23 protein-coding genes, 2 tRNA genes and 3 pseudogenes are annotated in these 21,242 nt (G+C 59.5%); 16 read left to right on the top strand and 12 right to left on the bottom strand.

Going from position 1 to position 21,242, the window contains the following annotated elements; all coding sequences use genetic code 11:
• Window positions 1–2: 2 nt before the first annotated feature.
• Entirely contained in the window at window positions 3–1,448 is a 1,446-nt protein-coding gene (locus KW568_RS10940; RefSeq protein WP_003250928.1) for an ATPase domain-containing protein, read from the bottom strand.
• A gap of 5 nt (window positions 1,449–1,453) precedes the next feature.
• On the bottom strand, window positions 1,454–2,614 hold the full coding sequence (locus KW568_RS10935; RefSeq protein WP_004576582.1) for a nitrogen regulation protein NR(II): 1,161 nt from the start codon (window positions 2,612–2,614) through the stop codon (window positions 1,454–1,456).
• Window positions 2,615–3,081: 467 nt separating this feature from the next.
• On the opposite strand from KW568_RS10935, the gene KW568_RS10930 reads away from it, so the two are divergent.
• Window positions 3,082–3,166: transfer RNA gene (locus KW568_RS10930), tRNA-Leu, on the top strand.
• Between the two features lie 104 nt (window positions 3,167–3,270).
• Window positions 3,271–3,684: a DoxX family protein gene (locus tag KW568_RS10925; RefSeq protein ID WP_003250931.1), complete on the top strand. Its 414-nt coding sequence runs from the start codon at window positions 3,271–3,273 to the stop codon at window positions 3,682–3,684.
• 1 nt (window position 3,685) lies between these two features.
• Here the strand turns inward: KW568_RS10925 and KW568_RS10920 are convergent, their stop codons facing one another.
• Window positions 3,686–3,880, bottom strand: coding sequence for a hypothetical protein (locus KW568_RS10920; RefSeq protein ID WP_003250932.1), 195 nt, complete (start codon window positions 3,878–3,880; stop codon window positions 3,686–3,688).
• 434 nt (window positions 3,881–4,314) lie between these two features.
• Here KW568_RS10920 and adhP point away from each other — a divergent pair, with 434 nt between their 5' ends.
• The 3 genes from adhP (at window position 4,315) to KW568_RS10905 (ending at window position 6,136) form a co-directional block, all read left to right on the top strand.
• On the top strand, window positions 4,315–5,325 hold the full coding sequence (gene adhP, locus KW568_RS10915; protein WP_003250933.1) for an alcohol dehydrogenase AdhP: 1,011 nt from the start codon (window positions 4,315–4,317) through the stop codon (window positions 5,323–5,325).
• Window positions 5,326–5,416: 91 nt separating this feature from the next.
• Window positions 5,417–5,623: a DUF6434 domain-containing protein gene (locus tag KW568_RS10910; protein WP_003250934.1), complete on the top strand. Its 207-nt coding sequence runs from the start codon at window positions 5,417–5,419 to the stop codon at window positions 5,621–5,623.
• Between the two features lie 276 nt (window positions 5,624–5,899).
• Window positions 5,900–6,136, top strand: coding sequence for a hypothetical protein (locus KW568_RS10905; RefSeq protein ID WP_003250935.1), 237 nt, complete (start codon window positions 5,900–5,902; stop codon window positions 6,134–6,136).
• A gap of 31 nt (window positions 6,137–6,167) precedes the next feature.
• Here KW568_RS10905 and KW568_RS10900 read toward each other — a convergent pair whose 3' ends face one another.
• Window positions 6,168–6,539, bottom strand: a complete 372-nt coding sequence (locus KW568_RS10900; RefSeq protein ID WP_003250937.1) for a MerR family transcriptional regulator — start codon at window positions 6,537–6,539, stop codon at window positions 6,168–6,170.
• A 72-nt stretch (window positions 6,540–6,611) separates the two neighbouring features.
• Here KW568_RS10900 and KW568_RS10895 point away from each other — a divergent pair, with 72 nt between their 5' ends.
• Complete coding sequence (locus KW568_RS10895; RefSeq protein ID WP_004576581.1) at window positions 6,612–7,709, top strand: SDR family oxidoreductase; 1,098 nt, start codon at window positions 6,612–6,614, stop codon at window positions 7,707–7,709.
• Between the two features lie 126 nt (window positions 7,710–7,835).
• On the opposite strand, the gene KW568_RS10890 is transcribed toward KW568_RS10895, so the two are convergent.
• The 4 genes and pseudogenes from KW568_RS10890 to KW568_RS10875 all read right to left on the bottom strand — a co-directional run bounded on the left by KW568_RS10890 (window position 7,836) and on the right by KW568_RS10875 (window position 11,055).
• Window positions 7,836–8,135, bottom strand: coding sequence for a hypothetical protein (locus KW568_RS10890; protein WP_003250941.1), 300 nt, complete (start codon window positions 8,133–8,135; stop codon window positions 7,836–7,838).
• A gap of 657 nt (window positions 8,136–8,792) precedes the next feature.
• A pseudogene (locus tag KW568_RS31115) lies at window positions 8,793–9,269 on the bottom strand (methyl-accepting chemotaxis protein); the annotation flags it as partial.
• Between the two features lie 108 nt (window positions 9,270–9,377).
• Window positions 9,378–10,007 (bottom strand): annotated as a pseudogene (locus KW568_RS31110) (PAS domain-containing protein); the annotation flags it as partial.
• Between the two features lie 779 nt (window positions 10,008–10,786).
• Window positions 10,787–11,055 (bottom strand): annotated as a pseudogene (locus tag KW568_RS10875) (hypothetical protein).
• Window positions 11,056–11,241: 186 nt separating this feature from the next.
• On the opposite strand from KW568_RS10875, the gene KW568_RS10870 reads away from it, so the two are divergent.
• Together KW568_RS10870 and KW568_RS10865 are read left to right on the top strand one after the other, a co-directional pair.
• Entirely contained in the window at window positions 11,242–11,565 is a 324-nt protein-coding gene (locus KW568_RS10870; RefSeq protein WP_004577256.1) for a hypothetical protein, read from the top strand.
• Window positions 11,562–11,738, top strand: a complete 177-nt coding sequence (locus tag KW568_RS10865) for a hypothetical protein (protein WP_004577257.1) — start codon at window positions 11,562–11,564, stop codon at window positions 11,736–11,738. The genes KW568_RS10870 and KW568_RS10865 overlap by 4 nt, the downstream gene beginning before the upstream one ends.
• 219 nt (window positions 11,739–11,957) lie before the next feature.
• On the opposite strand, the gene KW568_RS10860 is transcribed toward KW568_RS10865, so the two are convergent.
• A tRNA-Cys gene (locus tag KW568_RS10860) sits at window positions 11,958–12,031 on the bottom strand.
• A gap of 154 nt (window positions 12,032–12,185) precedes the next feature.
• Entirely contained in the window at window positions 12,186–13,205 is a 1,020-nt protein-coding gene (sohB, locus tag KW568_RS10855; protein ID WP_004577258.1) for a protease SohB, read from the bottom strand.
• A 197-nt stretch (window positions 13,206–13,402) separates the two neighbouring features.
• On the opposite strand from sohB, the gene KW568_RS10850 reads away from it, so the two are divergent.
• The 4 genes from KW568_RS10850 to KW568_RS10835 all read left to right on the top strand — a co-directional run bounded on the left by KW568_RS10850 (window position 13,403) and on the right by KW568_RS10835 (window position 16,542).
• A complete protein-coding gene (locus KW568_RS10850) occupies window positions 13,403–14,113 on the top strand; it encodes a histidine phosphatase family protein (protein ID WP_004577259.1) in 711 nt (236 codons plus the stop codon).
• Window positions 14,114–14,169: 56 nt separating this feature from the next.
• Window positions 14,170–14,487: an SCP2 sterol-binding domain-containing protein gene (locus tag KW568_RS10845; protein WP_003251077.1), complete on the top strand. Its 318-nt coding sequence runs from the start codon at window positions 14,170–14,172 to the stop codon at window positions 14,485–14,487.
• A gap of 183 nt (window positions 14,488–14,670) precedes the next feature.
• Entirely contained in the window at window positions 14,671–15,738 is a 1,068-nt protein-coding gene (locus KW568_RS10840; protein ID WP_004577260.1) for a phosphotransferase family protein, read from the top strand.
• A 36-nt stretch (window positions 15,739–15,774) separates the two neighbouring features.
• Window positions 15,775–16,542: an SDR family oxidoreductase gene (locus KW568_RS10835; protein WP_003251082.1), complete on the top strand. Its 768-nt coding sequence runs from the start codon at window positions 15,775–15,777 to the stop codon at window positions 16,540–16,542.
• On the opposite strand, the gene KW568_RS10830 is transcribed toward KW568_RS10835, so the two are convergent.
• Together KW568_RS10830 and KW568_RS10825 are read right to left on the bottom strand one after the other, a co-directional pair.
• Entirely contained in the window at window positions 16,543–17,364 is an 822-nt protein-coding gene (locus KW568_RS10830; protein WP_004577261.1) for a bifunctional 2-polyprenyl-6-hydroxyphenol methylase/3-demethylubiquinol 3-O-methyltransferase UbiG, read from the bottom strand. It lies immediately after the preceding gene.
• Window positions 17,365–17,533: 169 nt separating this feature from the next.
• Window positions 17,534–17,884, bottom strand: coding sequence for a hypothetical protein (locus KW568_RS10825; protein WP_004577262.1), 351 nt, complete (start codon window positions 17,882–17,884; stop codon window positions 17,534–17,536).
• A 117-nt stretch (window positions 17,885–18,001) separates the two neighbouring features.
• On the opposite strand from KW568_RS10825, the gene KW568_RS10820 reads away from it, so the two are divergent.
• The 4 genes from KW568_RS10820 to KW568_RS10805 all read left to right on the top strand — a co-directional run bounded on the left by KW568_RS10820 (window position 18,002) and on the right by KW568_RS10805 (window position 21,142).
• Window positions 18,002–18,292, top strand: a complete 291-nt coding sequence (locus tag KW568_RS10820) for an RcnB family protein (RefSeq protein ID WP_003251088.1) — start codon at window positions 18,002–18,004, stop codon at window positions 18,290–18,292.
• Window positions 18,293–18,535: 243 nt separating this feature from the next.
• Entirely contained in the window at window positions 18,536–18,721 is a 186-nt protein-coding gene (locus KW568_RS10815) for a hypothetical protein (protein ID WP_004577263.1), read from the top strand.
• A 73-nt stretch (window positions 18,722–18,794) separates the two neighbouring features.
• Window positions 18,795–19,187: a glycine zipper domain-containing protein gene (locus KW568_RS10810; RefSeq protein ID WP_003251091.1), complete on the top strand. Its 393-nt coding sequence runs from the start codon at window positions 18,795–18,797 to the stop codon at window positions 19,185–19,187.
• 125 nt (window positions 19,188–19,312) lie between these two features.
• Entirely contained in the window at window positions 19,313–21,142 is a 1,830-nt protein-coding gene (locus KW568_RS10805) for an SLC13 family permease (RefSeq protein ID WP_004577264.1), read from the top strand.
• The last annotated feature ends 100 nt before the right edge of the window (window positions 21,143–21,242 follow it).

Raw genomic sequence — 21,242 nt, 5'->3', positions numbered from 1 at the left:
CGTCACCCGCTCCCCTGCGGCGTCGGCGTTCCCGAAAGCACACCGCAGGCACCTTCGAATGCCTTGCGCAAGGTAATGCCTTGCGGCCCGATCAGCAGCTCGTGCAAGGCCGGGTCATGGTGGCTGTCACGCACCTTGAGGACCGACAGCATGCGCCGCAGTTGCGAGTCCAGTTCGACAAAGCGCATCAGCATAAGGTTGTCGACGATACTCGACAGGTCCGGCGCGGGGGCGCTGATTTCCGCGCCGAAAATGTCGCGCATCTCCCAGGTCAGGACCACGCTGACATCGCGCGCGCGCAACTCACCCGCCAGCGCGCGGAAAAACGCATTCAGCCGCGTCGGGTCAATAGCCAGGCGGCTGAATGCGCCAAGGCTGTCGATCACCACGCGCTTGCTGCCCTGCGCCGCTACACGCTCCAGTAGCCGCGCGCCAACCTGGTCCAGCAAGCCCTCGGTGGTCGGCTGCCAGCACAGCTGCAAGCTACCGCCCTGCTCCATCGCGGCAAAATCGTAGCCGAGCGAAGCGGCCTTGCTGCGCAGGCGTTCGGGCGTTTCGTAAAAACCGAAATGCAACCCCGGCGCCTGCGGCGTGCTGGCACCCAGAAAGGCCAGGCCCAATGACGTCTTGCCAATCCCCGAAGGCCCCATCAACAGGCTGACTGACCCGGTGGCCAAGCCACCGCCAAGCATTTCATCGAAGGTGGGTACACCGCTGCTGATACGCGCCAAGGTGCCGCTGCCCAACTGGCTAGGGTGGCTGAACAACGCTTCCAGGCGAGGATAGACCTGCATGCCGGACTCATCGATAAGGCATTCGTGACGCCCCGACAACGCACCACTGCCGCGGGTCTTGCGCAACTGGACGTGGCGCACGGCGCGGCTGCCCACCAGTTGCTCACCCAGTTCGATCACGCCATCGACCATGGTGTGTTCCGGGCTGCCCTCGTCCAGCCGGGCACTGGTCAGCAACAGTACGGTGCAACCGGCGAAGGCGGCATGCCCCTGCAGCTCAGAAACGAACTTCTTGGTGTCCAGCGCGGTTTCCGCGCGTACCCGGGCATTGAGCACACCGTCGACGATCAGCAGGCTGGCCTGTTGCCGGGCAATTTCCTGGCGCAGCAACCGCACCACCGCATCCAGCCCGTCCTGCTCGAGGGTATCAAAGGCGCTGACGAACTGGATCTTGTCACCGACCAGCGCCGGGTCGAAGAAGTCCAGCGTGGACAGGTACTGGAACAAGCGTTCATGCGACTCGCTCAGCAAGGTGGCCACCAGCACCCGACCACCGCCACGCACATGGCCGCAGGCCAGCTGATTGGCGAGGATGGTCTTACCGGCCCCCGGCGGCCCCTGGATAATGTAGGAGGCGCCAGCTATCAGGCCACCCTTGAGCAACGCGTCGAGCCCGTCGATCCCCGTTACCAGCCGCTTCAGTGCCTGTGCCATGATGTCTACCTGTCGAGTGGGCTATCCGTCTGGTCCTGATACATTGGCAAGTACAGTCGCATGCAAGTTCCCCGGCCAGGCTCGCTGTCGACACAAATGGCACCACCACTTTGCCGGGCGAACCCATAGACCTGGCTAAGCCCCAGGCCGGTACCCTTGCCGAAAGGCTTGGTGGTGAAAAACGGCTCGAAGATACGCGGCAGTATCTCTGTGGGTATGCCTGCGCCGGTGTCTTCCACCTCGAAGCGCACGAAGCTGCCCTTCAGCCCTTCAACTTCGCCGAACAGCTCGACCACATCGACAGTCAGGCTGATGCGGCCATGCCCGTCGATGGCATCACGGGCATTGAACAACAGGTTGAGCAACACCATCTGCAGTTGCCCGGCATCCACCTCGATCCGCGGCAGGTCCGGTTGCAGCAATACGTTCAAGTCAATCGAGCCTGGCAATGCATGCTCAAGCAGGCCACGCGTAGCGTTAACCAAGTCTGCCGGGGCAACGCTGGCCACATCGAGCTTGCGGTGACGGGCAAAGCTGAGCAGTTGCTGGGTCAGTTCGGTGCCACGCTGGCTGGCATCGAGGATGTGCTGCAACATGCGCTGGGTGCGTGCCGGGTCCTGGGTGGCCAGCGCCAGGCGCGCGGAGCTGATGATGATGGTCAACATGTTGTTGAAGTCGTGCGCCAGACCACCGGTCAACTGGCCGAGGGCTTCAAGCTTCTGCGCCTGGAACAGCTGGGCACGCACTGCGTCGAGCTGCAGCGCCGACTCGCGACGGTCAGTGATATCGCGTGTGACTTTGGCCAGGCCAATGATCTGGCCATTTTCATCACGGATCACATCCAATGCCGCCAGGGCCCAGAACTGCGAACCGTCCTTGCGCACCCGCCAGCCTTCGTCCTGCGCCACACCCTGCTCCAGCGCCTGACGCAGCAGGCACTCGGGGCGGCCCTGCGCACAATCCTGTGGGGTGAAGAACAACGAAAAATGCTTGCCGATCACTTCATCCCTACGGTAACCCTTGATCCGTTGCGCGCCGGCGTTCCAAGACACCACATGGCCGGAAGGGTCGAGCATGTAGATGGCATAATCCACCACCGACTGAACCAGCTGTTCATAACGATGGGCGGGCATGAGGGAAGCGTCGAGGCAGTCGGCTGAAACCATGCAAACTCCACTGGCACAGCAGGAGGGAGAAAATGAACGTAGCCTGGAGTGTCTGCCAGTAGACAGCTGAACGACTACAGGCTGTCAGCGTTCCGGCTCGGCCAGCGCCGGGCTGATGCGCCGCGGCATGGCCTCTTTCAGCAATCACAGGCTGAGCCGCATGATCATACCACCGCCGGCAGAGGCCAACACGAGCACCTGCGCGAACAACAGCCGCCAGAATAACCGTGGACGCACCACACCTTCGCCAACTCGGCCCCAAGTCATTGCGGAACACGCTTGGATCCAATCATGGGCAACAGTGGCGTAACGACAGCAAGGTGTCAATTGCCCGTTCGATCGCCTCTTCTATCTGTTGATCATAGGTGCTGCAGTTGACTCAACTATAACAATGGGTTATAAAGCGCGCTTGATTGCGAAGCCCTTCTGCTTAGAAGCGAGCTGGTCGTTGCGACCCCTTCAAACGTGCGAGTGTGGTGGAATTGGTATACACAGCAGACTTAAAATCTGTCGGCGTGAGCCTTGCGGGTTCGAGTCCCGCCACTCGCACCAAACTTCGTTGAAAAGGCGCCCCTGCGGCGCCTTTTTGCTGCCTGACAGCAATGTCTGGCGCAGCTGCTAAAGTGGAGCTTGTCCCCGTCCACTGGAACGCCGCCATGCGCTACTCCCTGTTCGATGGTCAACGCGACATCATTATCCTGATCGCCCGCGTACTGCTGATGGTCCTCTTCGTCTTGTCTGGCTGGGCCAAGCTGACCGGCTTCGATGGCACGGTAGGCTACATGACCTCGCTCGGCGCCCCTGCCCCGATGCTGGCAGCAGGGATTGCCGTCATCATGGAGTTCGTCGTCGCAATCCTGTTGATCCTCGGTTTCTACACGCGGCCGCTGGCCTTTCTATTCGCGCTGTTCGTACTGGGCACGGCGCTGCTGGGCCACCCGTTCTGGAACATGGTCGACCCCGAACGCAGCGCCAACATGACCCAGTTTCTGAAAAACCTCAGCATCATGGGCGGCCTGCTGTTGCTGGCGGTAAGCGGGCCCGGGCGGTTCTCGGTGGATGGTCGCTGAGTCAGTCGTCGCAGTCGTCGAACCAGGCTGGGTGATCGCGCTCTTCATCATCGAGGTCATCCAGCGTCTCCTCGTCTTCCTCCACTTCATCCTCGGCGCCTTGGGCATCTGCCTCGGGCTCCACGTCGTCGTAGAGAAATTCGTGGTCAAGCAGGTGATCGTGCTCGGGTTCGTGCAGGTCGTCTTCGTCGCGCATGCTGGCTCCTGGGATAATGGCAGGCCTGTATAGGCTGATCAGGATGCTGGGTCAATGCGTTGTCGCTTAATCCTGGGTTAACCGGCCCGGCGCAACCTGCAGGCTCTCCCTTCAAACGTCTTTCGCCCGCCTTTATGGCGGGCTTTTTTATGGCCCTGCGCACTTCGGTGCAGATGATGACAGCCCCATGACCTGACCTTCACGAAATGCCGACATCCGAGTGAGCACACTGACCCTGCTCCGTACGTTCTTGCAGCCCGCCGCATCATTGCCGCGGGCTTTTCTTTTTTCCGCAAATGCCAGTCAGGCATCCGTCGGTATTTTGCGCAAGCGTCCACCATGACCATGACCTGAAGCAGTTTTGCCTGGCCAGGCGAGGTCTATGCTGTCCCAGCGATAACCCAAGCTCATATCGGATAGACACGGAGGCTCTCATGAAAGCTGCTGTCGTTGCACCAGGCCGTCGCGTGGACGTGGTAGAGAAAACCCTGCGCCCTCTCGAACACGGCGAAGCGCTGCTGAAGATGCAGTGCTGCGGTGTGTGCCACACCGACCTGCACGTGAAAAATGGCGACTTTGGTGACAAGACCGGTGTAGTACTGGGCCACGAAGGTATTGGCGTGGTTCAGGAAGTTGGCCCGGGCGTCACCTCGCTCAAGCCAGGCGACCGTGCCAGCGTTGCCTGGTTCTACCAGGGTTGCGGACATTGCGAATACTGCAACAGCGGCAACGAGACCCTGTGCCGCGACGTGAAGAACTCCGGTTACACCGTGGACGGCGGCATGGCCGAGGCCTGCATCGTCAAGGCCGACTACTCGGTTAAAGTGCCCGACGGCCTCGACTCCGCTGCCGCCAGCAGCATCACCTGCGCCGGCGTCACGACCTACAAGGCAGTTAAGATCTCCAACGTCCGCCCCGGCCAATGGGTCGCGATCTACGGCCTCGGCGGCCTGGGCAACCTGGCCCTGCAATATGCCAAGAATGTGTTCAACGCCAAAGTCATCGCCATCGACGTCAACGAAGAGCAACTGCGCTTCGCCAGCGAGATGGGCGCGGACCTGGTGGTCAACCCGCTCAACGAAGATGCCGCGAAGGTCATCCAGGCCAAAACCGGCGGTGCACATGCTGCCGTCGTTACTGCTGTGGCCAAAGGCGCGTTCAACTCGGCTGTCGATGCCTTGCGCGCTGGCGGGCGACTGGTGGCCGTCGGGCTTCCGTCGGAGTCCATGGACCTGAATATTCCCCGTCTGGTGCTTGATGGGATCGAAGTGGTGGGCTCGCTGGTAGGTACACGCCAGGACCTGCAGGAAGCCTTCCAGTTTGCCGCTGAAGGCAAAGTGGTGCCCAAGGTAACGCTGCGACCGATCGAGGATATCAACCAGATCTTTGACGAGATGCTGGAGGGCAAGATCAAAGGCCGGATGGTGATACAGTTCGAAGGCTGACAGGCCGAGCCAGGTCGTGTGGAACCACAGCAAAGCCCGTAGATGACCCTCTACGGGCTTTTTGCCTTCTCAATTGTCAAAGGAACAGACCATGACCGTCGACTGGCACGCCGGGCCGATTAGCCGTACGACTCCACTGGACAAGCATTACCGCAACACGCAGAAGGTTCGTCAGTTTCTGCTCAGCGAGTGCGGCGCGGCATTCAAGTTCGACCGTGGACTCATGCTTTGGATCAAGAGTGGTACCCCATCAACCATGGGTGACGTCGCGGACGAATGGCTACGGAGGTATGGGTGAAGCTCTGTATCTGACGGCTGGAGGCAGGCCTTGCCTACAGCCGTTGCCTTCAGCATCTTGTCCAACGATTCAACCATGCTGGAATAATCCATTTCCTGACTCCCTCGATGGTGGAATTGGCTTGAGCCCAACCCTAGACTGCGAACATTTCAATATTTGATGAGCAAACCTGGAAATATCACTCATCCTTTATGCTGAAGACCGACGCCCGCGAGGTGTGGTTCAAGAAAAGTGCTCAACCTGCAATGGCGAGCCTGTGCATATGAGGAGATCGGTATGTCCATTCGAAGTTTGGCGAAGAACCTGCCACCAGACCCTTCGCGGGAAGGCTGGGTCATCGGATGGGGGGTCCTGAGAGACCGACATCCATGGCATTTCGTCGACGTTTATGCTGACCAGAAAACGGCGATGGCAGAGGCGCAGCGCAGAGGAGACGGCTACGTGGTGGAATTCGGCTCACACCGCTTGGGGACGCATGAATTTATCTGCGGTGTCACCTTACCTGAAGGCTGACGCTCGATCGAAAATAGTCACTGACAGGACTTCAAGGCATTATCTGCCCATTGGCAATAGCACTGGCTTCAAGCTTGGCACGCTCCGCGTCCAGAAAAACATAAGCGGCCTGTAGCGTGGTGATCTTCGTTTGAATCTCGGCCATCTTGGCGGCGACCAAGACGGCGCCTTGCGCGCAATCGATCGTGTTACCCCGCCTGGCCACAAGAATGTCCCTAATCTCAGCAAGTGAAAAGCCCCCGCCCTGAGCGCTCTGTATGAAGGCCAAGTCAGCTACGGTCTGTTCACTGTAACTGCGATAGTTGTTGGCTTGTCGGTGTGGCTCGATAAGCCCGAGCTGTTCGTAATAGCGCAATGCATGGCGACTGAGCCCACTCCGGCGCTCCAACTCTCCAATATTCACGTTAAAAATCCTTGACTGTAGAGCAGGCTCTACACCTTAGCCTGCGCCCATTATCCAAACAAGGGTTCAAACATGAGTGTGGAATGCTTTGTCACCGGCGGCAGCGGCTTTGTGGGGCAACATTTGCTGGCCGCTCTTACTGCGCAAGGGCACAAGACCTGGGTGCTGATGCGCAGCCCCGGTAACATCGAACGCCTCAAGGAGCAGGTAGGCCAACTGGGGGGTAACCCTGAGTATATCCATGCCGTTGAAGGCGATATCAGCCAGGAGGGGCTTGGCCTCAGCGAAGCAGACAAAGAACGCGTCACTTCGGCCGCTGTATTTTTCCATCTCGCGGCGCAATTTTCCTGGGGGCTGACACCGGAGCGCGCCCGCACAGTCAATGTCCAAGGTGCTCTGAGCGTGGCCAGGCTTGCGGCCAGCCAGCGCATCCGATTGCTCATGGTAGGCGGCTTCATGCTGCAAAACCTCAACCACCTTGCCAGTATCGGGGTTGATGTTCAGTGCCCTGAAAACACAAACTGGCCCGCGGTCTACGCCCGGGTAGGCGGCTACGAAGGCAGCAAACTCGAGTCCCATTTTGCAGTGATCCGCTATATGCAAGACGCGGATGCGGATTACACGATTGTTCACCCTGCTACGGTGTGCGGCCACAGCGAGAACGGGCATATCCTGGACGGACAACCGCTTGCCGAACTCATTCGCAATCTGGCACAAGGCCGGTTCAAAGCTGTTCCCGGTTCCGCCAGTCACTGGTTGCCATTGGTCAGCGTCGATTATCTGGTGAACATGATAACTTGCGTGGCGTTCGACCCCGCCATGGCCAACCGGCAAGTTCTGGCGCTGTATGAGCGAACACCAAACTTGCAGGGAATGCTTGTGCAGATCGCAGACACGCTAAAGGTCAAGGCACCCCGCCGCCATATACCCATAGGGTTGCTCAGGTCGATATTGACAATTCCGGGACTGGCGACCCGACTGGCGATCAGCGCCGAGTCATTGAACTTTATTCAGACACAGCGCTTCGACATGGGAAACAGCAGGCAATTGGAGCGCAAGTACGCGTTTACCCATCCCGACATGACGCAGGCCTTGGAAAACACGGTGCGCTATGTCAACGGCTCCTTGATGAAAAAATCCAAAAGTGAGGGCGCAGGCCAGCGAGGATGACGGGCCAGGCTGATGAAGCCTCCCTGCCGGATTGCTGGAAGTCTGGAGACGCAGAGGTTTCATGCACGGTGTCTTCGCTGATGACAATAGGTCGCCGCTTGACCTCCGGCGCTGCGCGCCTGGCCGCTATTTCGAGGCAGCCATAAAGCCTGCAGCAGGCGCACCTTCAGTGGCGACCCGTCGGGCCCGGCCAACGCCCCACGCCAGTGCCCTGGTCATCGACTCGCCAGGGCGAGAATCGAAGGCCTCTTCAAGGATAGCCATGCCACCTGGGGCGTACACCCCGATGAACATCTGCGTTTTGCCTGTCCGCGACAGCCGCGTCTGAACATCAATGTATGTCCCATCGTCGAGTGTCTCGTCGTGAGTTCGGTGATGAAGCGTCGGGTCAGCCCAGGCCCAGAAAACATCACCGCGTATTCTCATGAGACGCTCCTACGACTTTAGTTGTAGTCAGGTGGTTTATTGCCACCATAGCGAACGTGCAGTTTTACGCAAATTCGTCTGACTCATCTGTGAGCTGAATCGGACAATCGGCTATTCAGCAGCCCCGCCAAAGACTCAACGCTTGTCGTGAAACTCGGGCGGCCAAGCGCTGAAGAACCACATGACTCCTGGCGTCAATACATAGATCCAGTGCTGGCCAGAGTAGATGAAGATGCCGACAGCCCAGATGGCGAGTAAGGTTCCGCCCGCTCGCCTACGCCGCCTCGGCGTGAACCATTCCTGAAACGCCTTGTGCCTCTCCCGCAGTTTCATTACCACCCTCCCTGTTTGGTAAGCGGCGAAGCATATCACCTCTAATTCAACGATAACGCGTCCCCGGCAAGGGCGGCGCCTGCACGCAAGAACTACACGATGGCCGGATACAACATCGTCAGCATGATCGGCGGTAAAGACAGCACGGCCACCCTACTGGTCGCCCGCGAGCTGGAGGTGCCTAACCCATGCAGCTGGCACCTAGCCAGCTAGAGATCTCCACATGCCCACAGAAAATCGATACAGAGCGCACCAAGTGACCAGTGTGATATACCGACACTAGCTGGCTTGAGCAATTTTCGACACGAATCCTTTGACGGAAAACTACCTCACCTCATTCGCAAAGCGACCAACCGCCCCGACCACTTGTTTAGCGCCGTTTTGAATTTCCAAGATAACGGTACCAGCTTCGTTAGCGAGTACTAGGCCTTGCTCAGCTTTTGCTCGGCTGCTGAATATTTCGCTAACAGCTTGATCAGCAAGCGCCTGGTTCTGGTGGACAACGCTAACGATTTCCTCGGTAGCCGAGCTGGTGTGACCAGCCAGTTTGCGCACCTCATCAGCAACCACAGCGAAACCTCGACCTTGCTCACCAGCACGCGCAGCTTCAATAGCGGCATTTAGTGCTAATAGATTTGTTTGTGAAGCAATACCGCCAATGGTTTGAACAATAGAACTAATCAACGCAGACTGTTTGCCAAGCGCCTCAATGCTCTCGGTTGCCGCTTTCATTTGTTCAGCAATACTGCGCATGGTGTCGACTGTACGCGTCACTACCACCGCACCCCGCTCTGCGCTCGAATCAGTTTGCTGGGATATATCAAATGCAACTCCAGCTGCATCCTTGACCTCTTGCTCACGTGCGACCTGGTCCGTAACAACGCTCGCAAACTTTACAACTTTAGACAGCCTGCCCTCAGTGTCATGCACAGGATTGTAGGTAGCCTCGAGCCAGATATCGCTACCACGGGCATCGACTCGTTTGAAACGATCCGCGACGTACTCGCCACGATTGAGCGTCTTCCAGAAATTTTCATACTGGGGAGATGCAGCCTCTTCAACGGGGCAAAACAAACGATGATGTTTGCCAACAATCTGGCTTAATGAGTACCCCATGGCCTCGAGAAACTGCTTGTTAGCTGTGATTACAGTTCCATCCAAGTTGAATTCAATGACGGCAGTGGAGCGAACCAGCGCCTGGATGAGAGCCTCATTTTCCTTCGCCTGCTCCACGGTACGAGTTATCTCACTTCCGTAACCCTGAACATAGGCGAGGCTGCCCTCTTGATCTCGAATGGGGAACCAATAGATTTTCAACCACGCAAGAGTACCGTCAGCGCGAAGGTAGCGATATTCGTCATTTACGGGTTCAAATCGCGCTACAGCTTGGTTAAAGGCGTGAAAGCAAGGTAGTTCTTTAACGTAAGGCGGAACGATTTCAGAGAGCGGGCGACCATACAGGCGCTCGTCGGAATACCCCAAAGTCTCTGAGAAAAGTCGGTTAAATGAGCAGATACGAAACTGTGCATCAAGTCTCATGGAGAGCATCCCTCTGTCCATTTGCTCGACTTGCTGACGCAGCAGTAGCAGCTCCGCGTTCTGCTCTTGCAGCGTTTTTTAAGATTACGGTTGAACATAAAAGGCTCCAAGTTTTCTGATTAAGAAAATATCGACACAGGCCTTTTTTCTTGAGCACCCAGTCATTTTTTGATTTCATCACTGTGGGTATACGGACGGGGCATGAAAAAATTCCCAGCCAGCTATTAAATAGCTATAGGACCAGGAACCGTGATCGTCATCCGACGACTCTGATTTAAGGACGACTGAAGCACCTCGACAAAAAGGACATGCATTACCTTATGCAAAGCGAGCGCCCCAACAGGTGTCAGCTCCCGCTTTAATGCACCCTGCAGGAACGGAGAGTCACCGCTGAAAATCGCAGTTCCATCCGAGATTCCGGATCACACTGGTAGCAGACGCTGAGATCTCTGGCTCAAAAATGAATCCAGGCTTCATGCGTTTTCGCTTGGTAGACCACAGAATCATCCCAGATGACGCCGCAGATACCGCCTGCAGAAACTAGGCGCATTAGCCTTGAATTACAGGCTTCCAACACAAGGAGAGGCCGACGAGCCATATAGCAAAAATCATCGTCGCTTAGCATTTGGACGAGTCCTGAAGGGCTGGCTCGAAAATATGTGCCGATGTCCCTATGCCTTCACTATGACATCAAATCGAGCAGGTCACATTGCAATTCCAAATCCGTTCGATTCATGTGGAGCACGCTTGTACTCCGCATAGCTGTAATCCTCTCCCCTCTATTTCGAGCAGGCTGAGAGCTTTTCCGTTGCAGCCCCCTCAGTGGCGAGCACGTGAGCACGCCCAACGCCCCAGTCATCGCCCCGCCAAAGGCCTCTTCAGCACTTCCAGCCGGCGCATAGGCGCCGATGAACATCTGCGTAGGCCTGTGCGGGACAATCTGACCTGAACATCAATCATGGGTGCCGTCGTCGAGAATTTCGCCATGGGTACGATGGTGAAGCTTTGGGTCGGCCCAGCCCCAATATATCGGTCCTCGAATTCTCATTTTACGCTGAGCTTCGAGATCCTCCTCCCAGCAAATCTTACCCCCGTGGCTGTAGGCCACTCGATTCATCAATGCCGCAGGCAATTTATCGAGCGCTTTCAACAACTGATAAGCACGGTATCTCTGGTCGGCGTTTGAGCTCGGCGATATCGTCCAGGAGCCCAAGAAGCTGATCAAATTCCCAGCATGATCAAAGTTCCCACCTGCGACCTGGCCGGAAAGGCGTTGCTCTGGGCTGTCGAAATGGTCGACGGCCCTATCCCGCCGCCGGCCGGCCAACTGCAACTGCCGATCGGTGGCCAGGCCATCGACGGCGCGACCGGCGAGTATCTCATCCAAAAGCACAGCATCTGGATTGACCGAGGCAGCAGCTGGCCCTGGCTGGCCTGCGTGTCAGGTCACCCACTTGACCGCAAGCCCGGCGATACCCGGGCAGAAGCTGCAACCCGAGCGGCCATGTACCACGCCCGCAGCGAAACAGTGAGCGTCCCGCGGGAGCTATGCCCATGAACCTTATCGACTGCTACATCACGAAGATCCTTGGCGAGCCGTACCGAGAGTTCGGCGCCGGGTGGGTCCACGTCGAATACGACAGCTGGGGCAGCACCAGCAAAACACGGCTTATGTTCCGCACCGAGGAAGCCGCCCGGGCGGCGCAGGTCGGATATCACTTCACGGCCTGAGGATCAGCCATAACGATTCCGTCCAAGGCCTACACCTTGGGCGAGGGTTTCGTCGTAAGGGAGGTCAACATCGCTCGCAACGGTCTGTTCTGCGTGAACAGGCAGGGCGTGAAGCCCCCGAAGCCTAAGCTTTTCACCAGCGCCAAGGTGTCCCAAACTTGAAAAACGCAGGCATTAAAAAAGCCCCGCAACCTCAATGGCTGCGGGGCTTTCGAATGGTGGAGGCCGAGGTCGGAATCGAACCGGCGTAGACGGATTTGCAATCCGGAGCATAACCACTTTGCTACTCGGCCTCAAAGGTCGGATCTAGCTGCTTGCGCTTTGCTATCTCCTTGAAACGCTGAACCTTTTTCAAGGTTTGCTGCGTTTCGATGGGCGCCATTATGTCTTCATTCTTTTAACCTTGCAACCCCCTGAACGAAAAAAAATTTCAACGGGTTCAAGGTGTTAGCGCAGGCGGCTGAGTTTACTCCACAAGCCTACCACCGCGTTCTCCACGGTACCGCTGGCGGCCATGCCAATCCGCTCCTGCAGGCTCTTGCGTTCGGCATAGTGCAGGTGGAACAGGTTGGCGTTGCGTGCGCGCTCGCTCAGGTACTCGTCACTGGTCTGCAACTCGTCAACCAGCTTGCGATTCAAGGCGGCCACGCCCAGCCAGACTTCGCCAGTGGCCACTTCATCGATGTGCAACTGCGGACGATAGCGGGAGACGAAATCCTTGAACAACTGGTGAGTGATGTCCAGGTCTTCCTGGAACTTCTCCCGGCCCTTCTCGGTGTTTTCGCCAAAGACGGTCAGGGTGCGCTTGTATTCGCCAGCAGTCAGCACTTCGAAGTCGATGTCGTGCTTTTTCAGCAGGCGGTTGACGTTGGGCAACTGCGCCACCACGCCAATAGACCCCAGTACGGCGAATGGGGCACTGACGATCTTCTCGCCGATGCAGGCCATCATGTACCCACCGCTGGCAGCCACCTTGTCGATGCACACGGTCAACGGGATGCCCGCCTGGCGAATACGCGCCAGTTGCGACGCAGCCAAGCCGTAACTGTGCACCAGGCCACCGCCGCTTTCCAGGCGCAGTACCACTTCGTCACGCGCGGTGGCGAGCGTCAGCAGCGCGGTGATTTCATTGCGCAGGCTTTCGGTGGCCGAGGCTTTGATGTCGCCATCGAAGTCCAGTACGAATACCCGGCTCTTGTCCTCGGCCTTGCCCTTCTTCTGCTGTTTTTCCGCCTTGGCCTGCTGCTTGCGTAGGGCCTTGAGCTGGGCCTTGTCGAGCAGGCCGGACTCCAGGCGCTCACGCAGGTCCTTGTAAAAATCGTTCAGTCGGGTGACCTGTAATTGCCCGCCCGATTTGCGCCGACCTTTGCCACGCAGCCCGGCGATCGCCGACAGCACCACCAATATGGCGATGACCAGGGTGGCGGTTTTGGCGAGAAAGCTTGCGTATTCGGCAAGAAACTCCACGTTGACTCCTTAAATACCTGCGCCACTACGGCGCGTCACTGTTGCAAGCATACCGTTGCGCCTGTGGTGCTGCCAGCCGGTGTAAACGCTGGCAACACCTTTCAAACAACCTTTTCAAACGCTTGTATGTTTTTTCGTTGACAGCCCGTGAGCCGCATCCTAACCTCGCAGCAACCTCCAACAGGCCGGAACCTTTCGTGGGCAATCTCTACCTGATTCGACATGGCCAAGCCTCCTTCGGTGCCGATGACTACGACGTCCTCTCGCCCGTGGGCGTGCGCCAGAGCCAGGCCCTGGGTGAACACCTGGCCCAGTTGGGCGTGCGGCTGGACCGCTGCGTGGCTGGCGACCTGCGCCGCCAGCAGGATACCGCACGGCTGGCGCTGCAGGCGCTGCACGCCAACGGCTGCCCGGTGCCGGCGGTTGAGACCGACGCCGCATTCAATGAGTTCGATGCCGACGGTGTGATCCGCGCCCTGTTGCCCGACCTGCTGCCGGAAGAGCCCGATGCCCTGCATGTGCTGCGCAATGCTCCGCAGCACCGCAGCGAGTTTCAGCGTCTGTTCGCGTTGATGGTGCAACGCTGGCACGATGGCGAGCATGCCGATAATGGCCTGGAAACCTGGCGTTCGTTTACATCCCGCGTACAAGGTGGGCTGCAACGCGTGCTGGATACCGCCGGCAGCGGCGATCATGTTGCTATCTTCACCTCGGGTGGCACCATTGCCGCCCTGCTCCACCTGGTTACCGGCATTACCCCCAGCCAGGCGTTCGCGCTGAACTGGCAGATCATCAACACGTCGCTCAGCCAGCTGAAGTTTCGCGGCCGCGACGTGGCACTGGCCTCCTTCAACAGCCAGGCCCATGTGCAGCTGTTGAGGGCGCCGGAGCTTGTCACTTACCGATAAGCCCGGCTTGTTGTGTCCCTGCGGGGACGTGTAAATCACTCTATAAGGAATGCGCCATGACCTCCGTAGCTGATGCCGTCAAAAAGATGCAAGAGAAATTCAACCCATCCGCTGCCGCCGGCCTGGACCTGGTGTTCGGCTTCAACATCACCGACGAAGACAAGCACTACGCGCTGATCGTCAAGGACGGCACCTGCGACCTGCAGGAAGGCGAGAACCCGGATGCCAACTGCACCCTGGTGATGGACGCCGAAACCCTGAAAGGTATCGTCAGCGGCGAAACCGACGGCATGCAGGCCTTCATGGGCGGCAAGCTGCGGGTTGAGGGCGACATGATGCTGTCGATGAAACTCAGCGAGCTGTTCCCGTCCTGAGGGCTGGGAATACCGGATGATCGAAAAACCGAAGCCTGACGGCTTCGGTTTTTTTTGCCCTGCATTCGGTGCAGTGATCCACCAGCAACACCCTCACCTATTTGGCACATGGGACGATTGTTCCAATCCTGACGGACCATTAAATTACCCAATAGTACTTGCTATCGAGAATAAGGAAGACGCATGACGCTCACCGACCAGTCCACCCAGGTACGCCCCGGCGAAGAACTCGACGCGGCCGTCATCGACCCTTACTTCAAAGCCAATATCCCCGGCCTGCACGGCCTGCCGAGCATCAGCCAGTTTCCTGGCGGCGCCTCCAACCTCACCTACCTGGTCAGCTACCCGGGCCGCGACTTCGTGCTGCGCCGCCCCCCCTTCGGTCAAAAGGCCAAGTCGGCCCACGACATGGGCCGCGAGTTCCGCATCCTCAACCAGCTGAACAGCGGCTTCCCCTACTGCCCCAAGGCCTACGCACACTGCACCGACACCGGCCTGATCGGCGGCGAGTTCTATGTGATGGAACGGGTCAAGGGCATCATCCTGCGCTCGGACATCCCGCCCGAACTGAACCTGGACGCCAGCCGGACCGAAGCCCTGTGCAAAAGCTTCATCGACCGCCTGGTCGAGCTGCACCAGGTGGACTACACCGCCTGCGGCCTGGCCGACCTGGGCAAGCCTGAGGGCTACGTGCAGCGCCAGATCGAGGGCTGGACCAGCCGTTATGAAAAAGCCCTGACACCGGATGCGCCACGCTGGGAAACGGTAACCGCCTGGCTGCACGAAAAAATGCCCGCCGACCACCCGCGCCCTAGCATCGTGCACAACGACTACCGGTTCGACAACGTCATCCTGGACGCAGACAACCCCATGCGCATCATCGGTGTGCTGGACTGGGAAATGGCCACCCTGGGCGACCCACTCATGGACCTGGGCAACTGCCTGGCCTACTGGATCGAAGCCGGCGACCCGGCGCCAGTGCAGTTGATGCGCCGCCAGCCAAGCAACGCGCCGGGCATGCTCAGCCGTCGCCAGTTCGTCGATTACTACGCCGAGCGCGCCGGCATCCGCCTGGACAACTTCGATTACTACTATTGCTATGGCCTGTTCCGCCTGGCAGGGATCGTTCAGCAGATCTACTACCGCTACTACCACGGCCAGACCCAGGACAAGCGTTTCGCCCAGTTCATTCACATGAACCGCTTGCTGGAACAAATGACCTTGCAGGTCATTTCCAAGTCCAGCCTCTGAGCACAGCCCACGACGACGGATAACAAGGAAAACAGCATGTCCAAGACCCACCTGTTCGACCTCGACGGCAAGATTGCCTTTGTTTCCGGCGCCAGCCGAGGCATCGGCGAGGCCATCGCCCACTTGCTCGCGCAGCAAGGGGCCCATGTGATCGTTTCCAGCCGCAAGCTTGATGGGTGCCAGCAGGTGGCCGACGCCATCATTGCCGCCGGCGGCAAGGCCACGGCTGTGGCCTGCCACATTGGTGAGCTGGAACAGATTCAGCAGGTGTTCGCTGGCATTCGCGAACAGTTCGGGCGACTGGACGTGCTGGTCAACAACGCCGCCACCAACCCGCAATTCTGCAATGTGCTGGACACCGACCCAGGGGCGTTCCAGAAGACCGTGGACGTGAACATCCGTGGTTACTTCTTCATGTCAGTGGAGGCTGGCAAGCTGATGCGCGAGAACGGCGGCGGCAGCATCATCAACGTGGCGTCGATCAACGGTGTTTCGCCCGGGCTGTTCCAAGGCATCTATTCGGTGACCAAGGCGGCGGTCATCAACATGACCAAGGTGTTCGCCAAAGAGTGTGCCCCCTTCGGTATTCGCTGCAACGCGCTACTGCCGGGGCTGACCGACACCAAGTTCGCTTCAGCACTGGTGAAGAACGAAGCCATCCTCAACGCCGCCTTGCAACAGATCCCGCTCAAGCGCGTGGCCGACCCCAAGGAAATGGCGGGCGCGGTGCTGTACCTGGCCAGCGATGCCTCCAGCTACACCACCGGCACCACGCTCAATGTCGACGGTGGCTTCCTGTCCTGATCAGGCTTTGACGGCGACCAAGGTGTAACTCAGGGGCAGGCGTGCAGGCTGCTCGCGCAGGCGATATTCGCCGTCTTCGCCCTTGACCATCTGCCCCGGCAGCGCCTCCCAGGGGATGCTCTGGTGCTCGACCAGTGCTGTCAGCTGCAGGCCGTGGGCCAGCAAGGCAGTGATCACTTCTCCCAGGCCGTGGTTCCATTCGTGGGTTTCGGTGTGGGTCAGCCGTTGATCGGTTTCGACGTAGGTCTGGTCGGTGTGCCACACCGTCGGCGCTTCGTGTTCGAAATACGGATATTCGAGCTGCAGGCGGTCCTGATGATCTTCGTTGACAGCCATCAGCATCGGGTGCCCGTCGCGCAGGAACAGCCGCCCGCCCGGTTTCAGCAGTGCCGCGACGGTGCGCGCCCACGGCTCGATGCGGGGCAACCAGCAGAGCGCGCCAATACCGGTGTAGACCAGGTCGAACGTACCCGCCGGCAGTACCTTGTCGGCGGCGTAGACGTCAGACTCGACATACCGGATGGGCAGCGCGCAACGCTCGGCCAATGCCCGTGCCTCGGCCAGCGAAGCCTTGGAATAATCCAGGCCGCAAACCTTGGCGCCAAGGCGCGCCAGCGACAGGGTGTCAGTGCCGATGTGGCACTGCAAGTGGACCGTATCGAGCCCGTCGATGTCACCGAGCAATGGCAGGTCGAAGCGTACGGTTTCGGACAAGTGCCCGTGTTGCTGGACCAGGCGTTCGACCTCGTAGTCCTTTGAAGCGGCGTGCAACGGGGCACGCTCATCCCAGCTTATACGGTTGAGTTGCAGTGAACGGTCCATGGTGTCGTCCTTGCGTGGAAGCACCTTATGCTAGCCGCCACCGCGCGCGCTGCGACACAACTGCCTTGAAAAAAATTGTAAAGCCCGCGCGCCTCTGCTGTGGCCACAACTGCCTTGCTCAGTACCCTGAATGCACGGGCCCTTACAGGAGCGGCGATAGCGCCAGCCGTTACAGGCAGGTTGCAGCAGCCGCTCGGCGTTGCAGGGCCACGCCGTCGTTCTGCTTCGCGTAGTAATCCACACGCGTCCCGCCCGATTGCGGGTAAACGTCCACGAACGCTTCGGCCTCACGGGTAAACACGGTGAAACCGCCCTGCTTGCGCGGTTCCAGGTAGCCGCTGGCGTCATTACCGAACACCTTCTCTTCCTGCCAGCTGAACTGGATGCACTGGGCCACCAGCTCTGGCGCCTTGTGCGAGTCGAGCTGCGCAGTCGGCTTGCCGCCACGCGCCGTTTCCATGGTCGCAGAAGCACAACCGGCCAGCATCAGCACCGCAGCCAACGGCAGAATCGCACGCATGTTCCATCCTCGGGGTCGCGAAAAAGAAGGCGACTCTAGCACTGGCAGGCATCCCGAGTGAATTGCCACGCACTTGCCGCTGTCGCAGATAACACATGCCATCACGAGGAACGCATCATGAAACTGCACTACCTGCTACTCGCCGCCCTGCCTTGTCTGCCCCTGAGCGTCAGCGCCGCCCCCTCGAGCGAAGAAAGCATCACCGCCCCCGAAACCCACAACCGTGAACTGAACGTCGGCGACAAGGCCCCGGACCAGTACAAACGCGATGACCAGGCCGTCAAAGACTGGAAAGCCAAGGGCCTGCCCGAACCGGAAAAGGAAAGCCACTGGGTGCGCATGGGCAAGCATTACGTGCTGGTGCAGATCACCAATGGCGTGGTGCTGGCGATTCAACCGGCATCCTGATTCAACATGCCCTGGCCAAGGCGACCCATTGCAGAGCACCTCGCCGCCGGCCAAGTGCGCTTGGAACGCGTCGATACGCCAGGGCTGGTCGATGCCGGTCAGCGCCACAGCCCATTGTTGCAGGCGGGCGCATTGGCGCTGATCGCTGGACGCACAATTTTTTTGCCCACCCAGGAAACCAAATCGATCGGCCCCAGTCTTAAAAGGTGCCCCGTAAACCTATGCGGATCAAGGACCTATATCGTGCTCACGCGTCTTGCAAGCCTTTCTCTGGTTGCTGTTGTTCTGCTGACCGCAGGTTGCCATAGCCATCGCTACCATGATGACGACGGCTGGCGTGACCGCGACCGTGACCATCGCCACCACCACCGCCATGACCGCGACGACGATGACGATCGGCAATACCGCGGTGACCGCTACTACCGCTGAAGCGTCCTTTCAGCCCTGACCTGCCGCTCGTTGCGCGGCAACTTATCCTGATGATTCCTTTGAGGTTCGTATCATGCGTCTGACTCTGCCTTCCCTTGCCCTCGGCCTGCTGCTGTGCCAGGGCGCTTTCGCCGGTGACGGTACTGCCGCCATTGGCGGTGGCCTGGGGGGTGTCCTGGGCAACGTTGTTGGTCAACAGCTCGGCGGCAAGACCGGCGCAGCCATCGGTGCCGGCGTTGGCGGCGCAGCCGGCAGCGCTGTCGGTGCGCGCAAGGGCAACCGTACCGAAGCCGCCATTGGCGGTGGCCTGGGCTCGGCTGGCGGCTCGCTGCTGGGCGGCGCAGTAGGCGGCAAGACCGGTTCGACCGTGGGTGCCGGCCTGGGCGGCGCGGCCGGTGGTGCCCTCGGCAACCATCTGGGCGACGACAACCGCGGCAGCAAGAAGCACCACCGCCACCGTCACTGACCCCGTGACCGGAGGGCCGCATAGCGGCCCTTTTTGTTGCAGCACATCAACACCCCCTTCACGACAAGCTGGCACACTGACTGCTACTGTCTATCGTGCCCCGTGTGAAGGAACACCCCCTCCCCATGAACCATGAGTTGCTCTGGGTCCTCGGCCTGCTGGCCATCGTGATTACCCTGTTCGTCATCAACCGCCCACGCATGGACGTGGTCGCGCTGCTGGTGATTCTCGCCCTGCCACTACTCGGCATCCTTACCGTGGAACAGGCCCTGGCCGGGTTCAGCGACCCCAACGTGGTGCTGATCGCCGCCCTGTTCGTGATTGGCGAAGGCTTGGTGCGCACCGGAATTGCCTATCGCATCGGCGAATGGATGAGCGAGCGGGCCGGCAATAGCGAGGCGCGCCTGCTGGTACTGCTGATGGTGGCGGTGGCCGGGCTGGGATCGATCATGAGCTCCACCGGCGTGGTGGCCATTTTCATCCCGGTGGTGCTGAGCATCGCTGCGCGCCTGCAGCTGTCACCCAGCCGCCTGATGATGCCACTGGCTTTTGCCGGCCTCATCAGTGGCATGCTCAGCCTGGTCGCCACACCGCCCAACGTGGTGGTGCACAGCGAGCTGGTACGCCATGGCGAAACAGGGTTCAGCTTCTTCAGCTTTACCCCGTTCGGCCTGGTGGTGCTGGTGCTGGGCATCGGGTACATGCTGCTGACCCGCCACTGGCTCAACGGTGAAGTGCGCAAGGACGGCCGGGTGGAAAGCCGCCGCACCCTGCTGGACCTGGTACTGGACTACAAGCTCAACGGCCGTGAACGACGCCTGCGCATCCGCCCTCAGTCGCCGCTGATCGGCCACAACCTTGGCGAGCTGAAACTGCGCACCAGACACGGCGCCAACGTGATCGGTATCGAGCGCCAACACAAGTTCACCACGCGCGTGATCGCGGCCGACTCGGGCACCGTGCTGCATCAGGGCGACGTGCTGCTGCTCGACCTGTTCGCCAAGCATGACGACCTGCGCAGCCTGTGCCAAACCATGCAACTGGAGCCGCTGCACTTCAAGGCCGCCTACTTCATCGATCAATCCCAGGATTTGGGAATGGCTGAGGTCTCGCTGCCGCCCGGCTCGCAGTTGATCGGCAAGACTATCCTCGAACTGGCGTTCCGCACCCGCTATGGCCTCAACGTGGTCGGCCTGCGCCGCGATCAGGCCGCTATCGAAGAGCAACTGGTGGAAGAAAAGCTGCGCCTTGGCGACACCCTGCTGGTGGTCGGCCCGTGGAAGGCGGTACGCCAGTTGCAGAGCAAGCCCAAAGACTTCCTGGTCCTGAGCCTGCCCGCCGAGATCGACCTGGTCGCACCAGCCCGCACCCGCGCGCCGCAAGCGTTGCTTAGCCTGGCGGTAATGGTCGGGCTAATGGTCAGCGGCGCCGTACCCAATGTCATGGCAGCGTTGATCGGCTGCCTGCTGATGGGCGCAGGCCGTTGCATTGACATGAACAGTGCCTACCGCGCCATCCACTGGCAAAGCCTGGTGCTGATCGTGGGCATGCTGCCCTTCGCCCAGGCGCTGCAGAAAACCGGCGGCATCGACCTGGCGGTGGGTGGGCTGGTGAACGTGCTGGGTGGTGCCGGCCCCAGCGCCATTCTTGCCTGCCTGTTCGCCGTCACCGCAGTGATCGGGCTGTTCATTTCCAACACCGCCACCGCGGTTCTGATGGCGCCGGTGGCTGTCAGCACTGCGGCGCAGCTGGGCATGTCGCCCTACCCGTTCGCCATGACCGTCGCGCTAGCCGCGTCGGCGGCATTCATGACGCCGGTGTCATCACCGGTCAACACGCTGGTACTTGGGCCCGGGCAATACCGCTTTGCTGACTTCGTCAAGATTGGCGTGCCGTTCACCGTGCTGGTGATGCTGGTTACCGTCGTGATGGTGCCGTGGTTCTTCGGGCTGTGAGGAAAGTGGCCAGAAATAGAGGCAATTTGACATTATCGCAACCAATCGCGGCAGATTGACATCAACCACCCTGAGCCAACACACTGCAGGTAATTGCCCC

This window comes from Pseudomonas sp. HD6515 (assembly GCF_024971855.1).
Taxonomy (GTDB): Bacteria; Pseudomonadota; Gammaproteobacteria; order Pseudomonadales; family Pseudomonadaceae; genus Aquipseudomonas; species Aquipseudomonas alloputida.
This window is presented reverse-complemented; position numbering and strand designations above follow the sequence as displayed.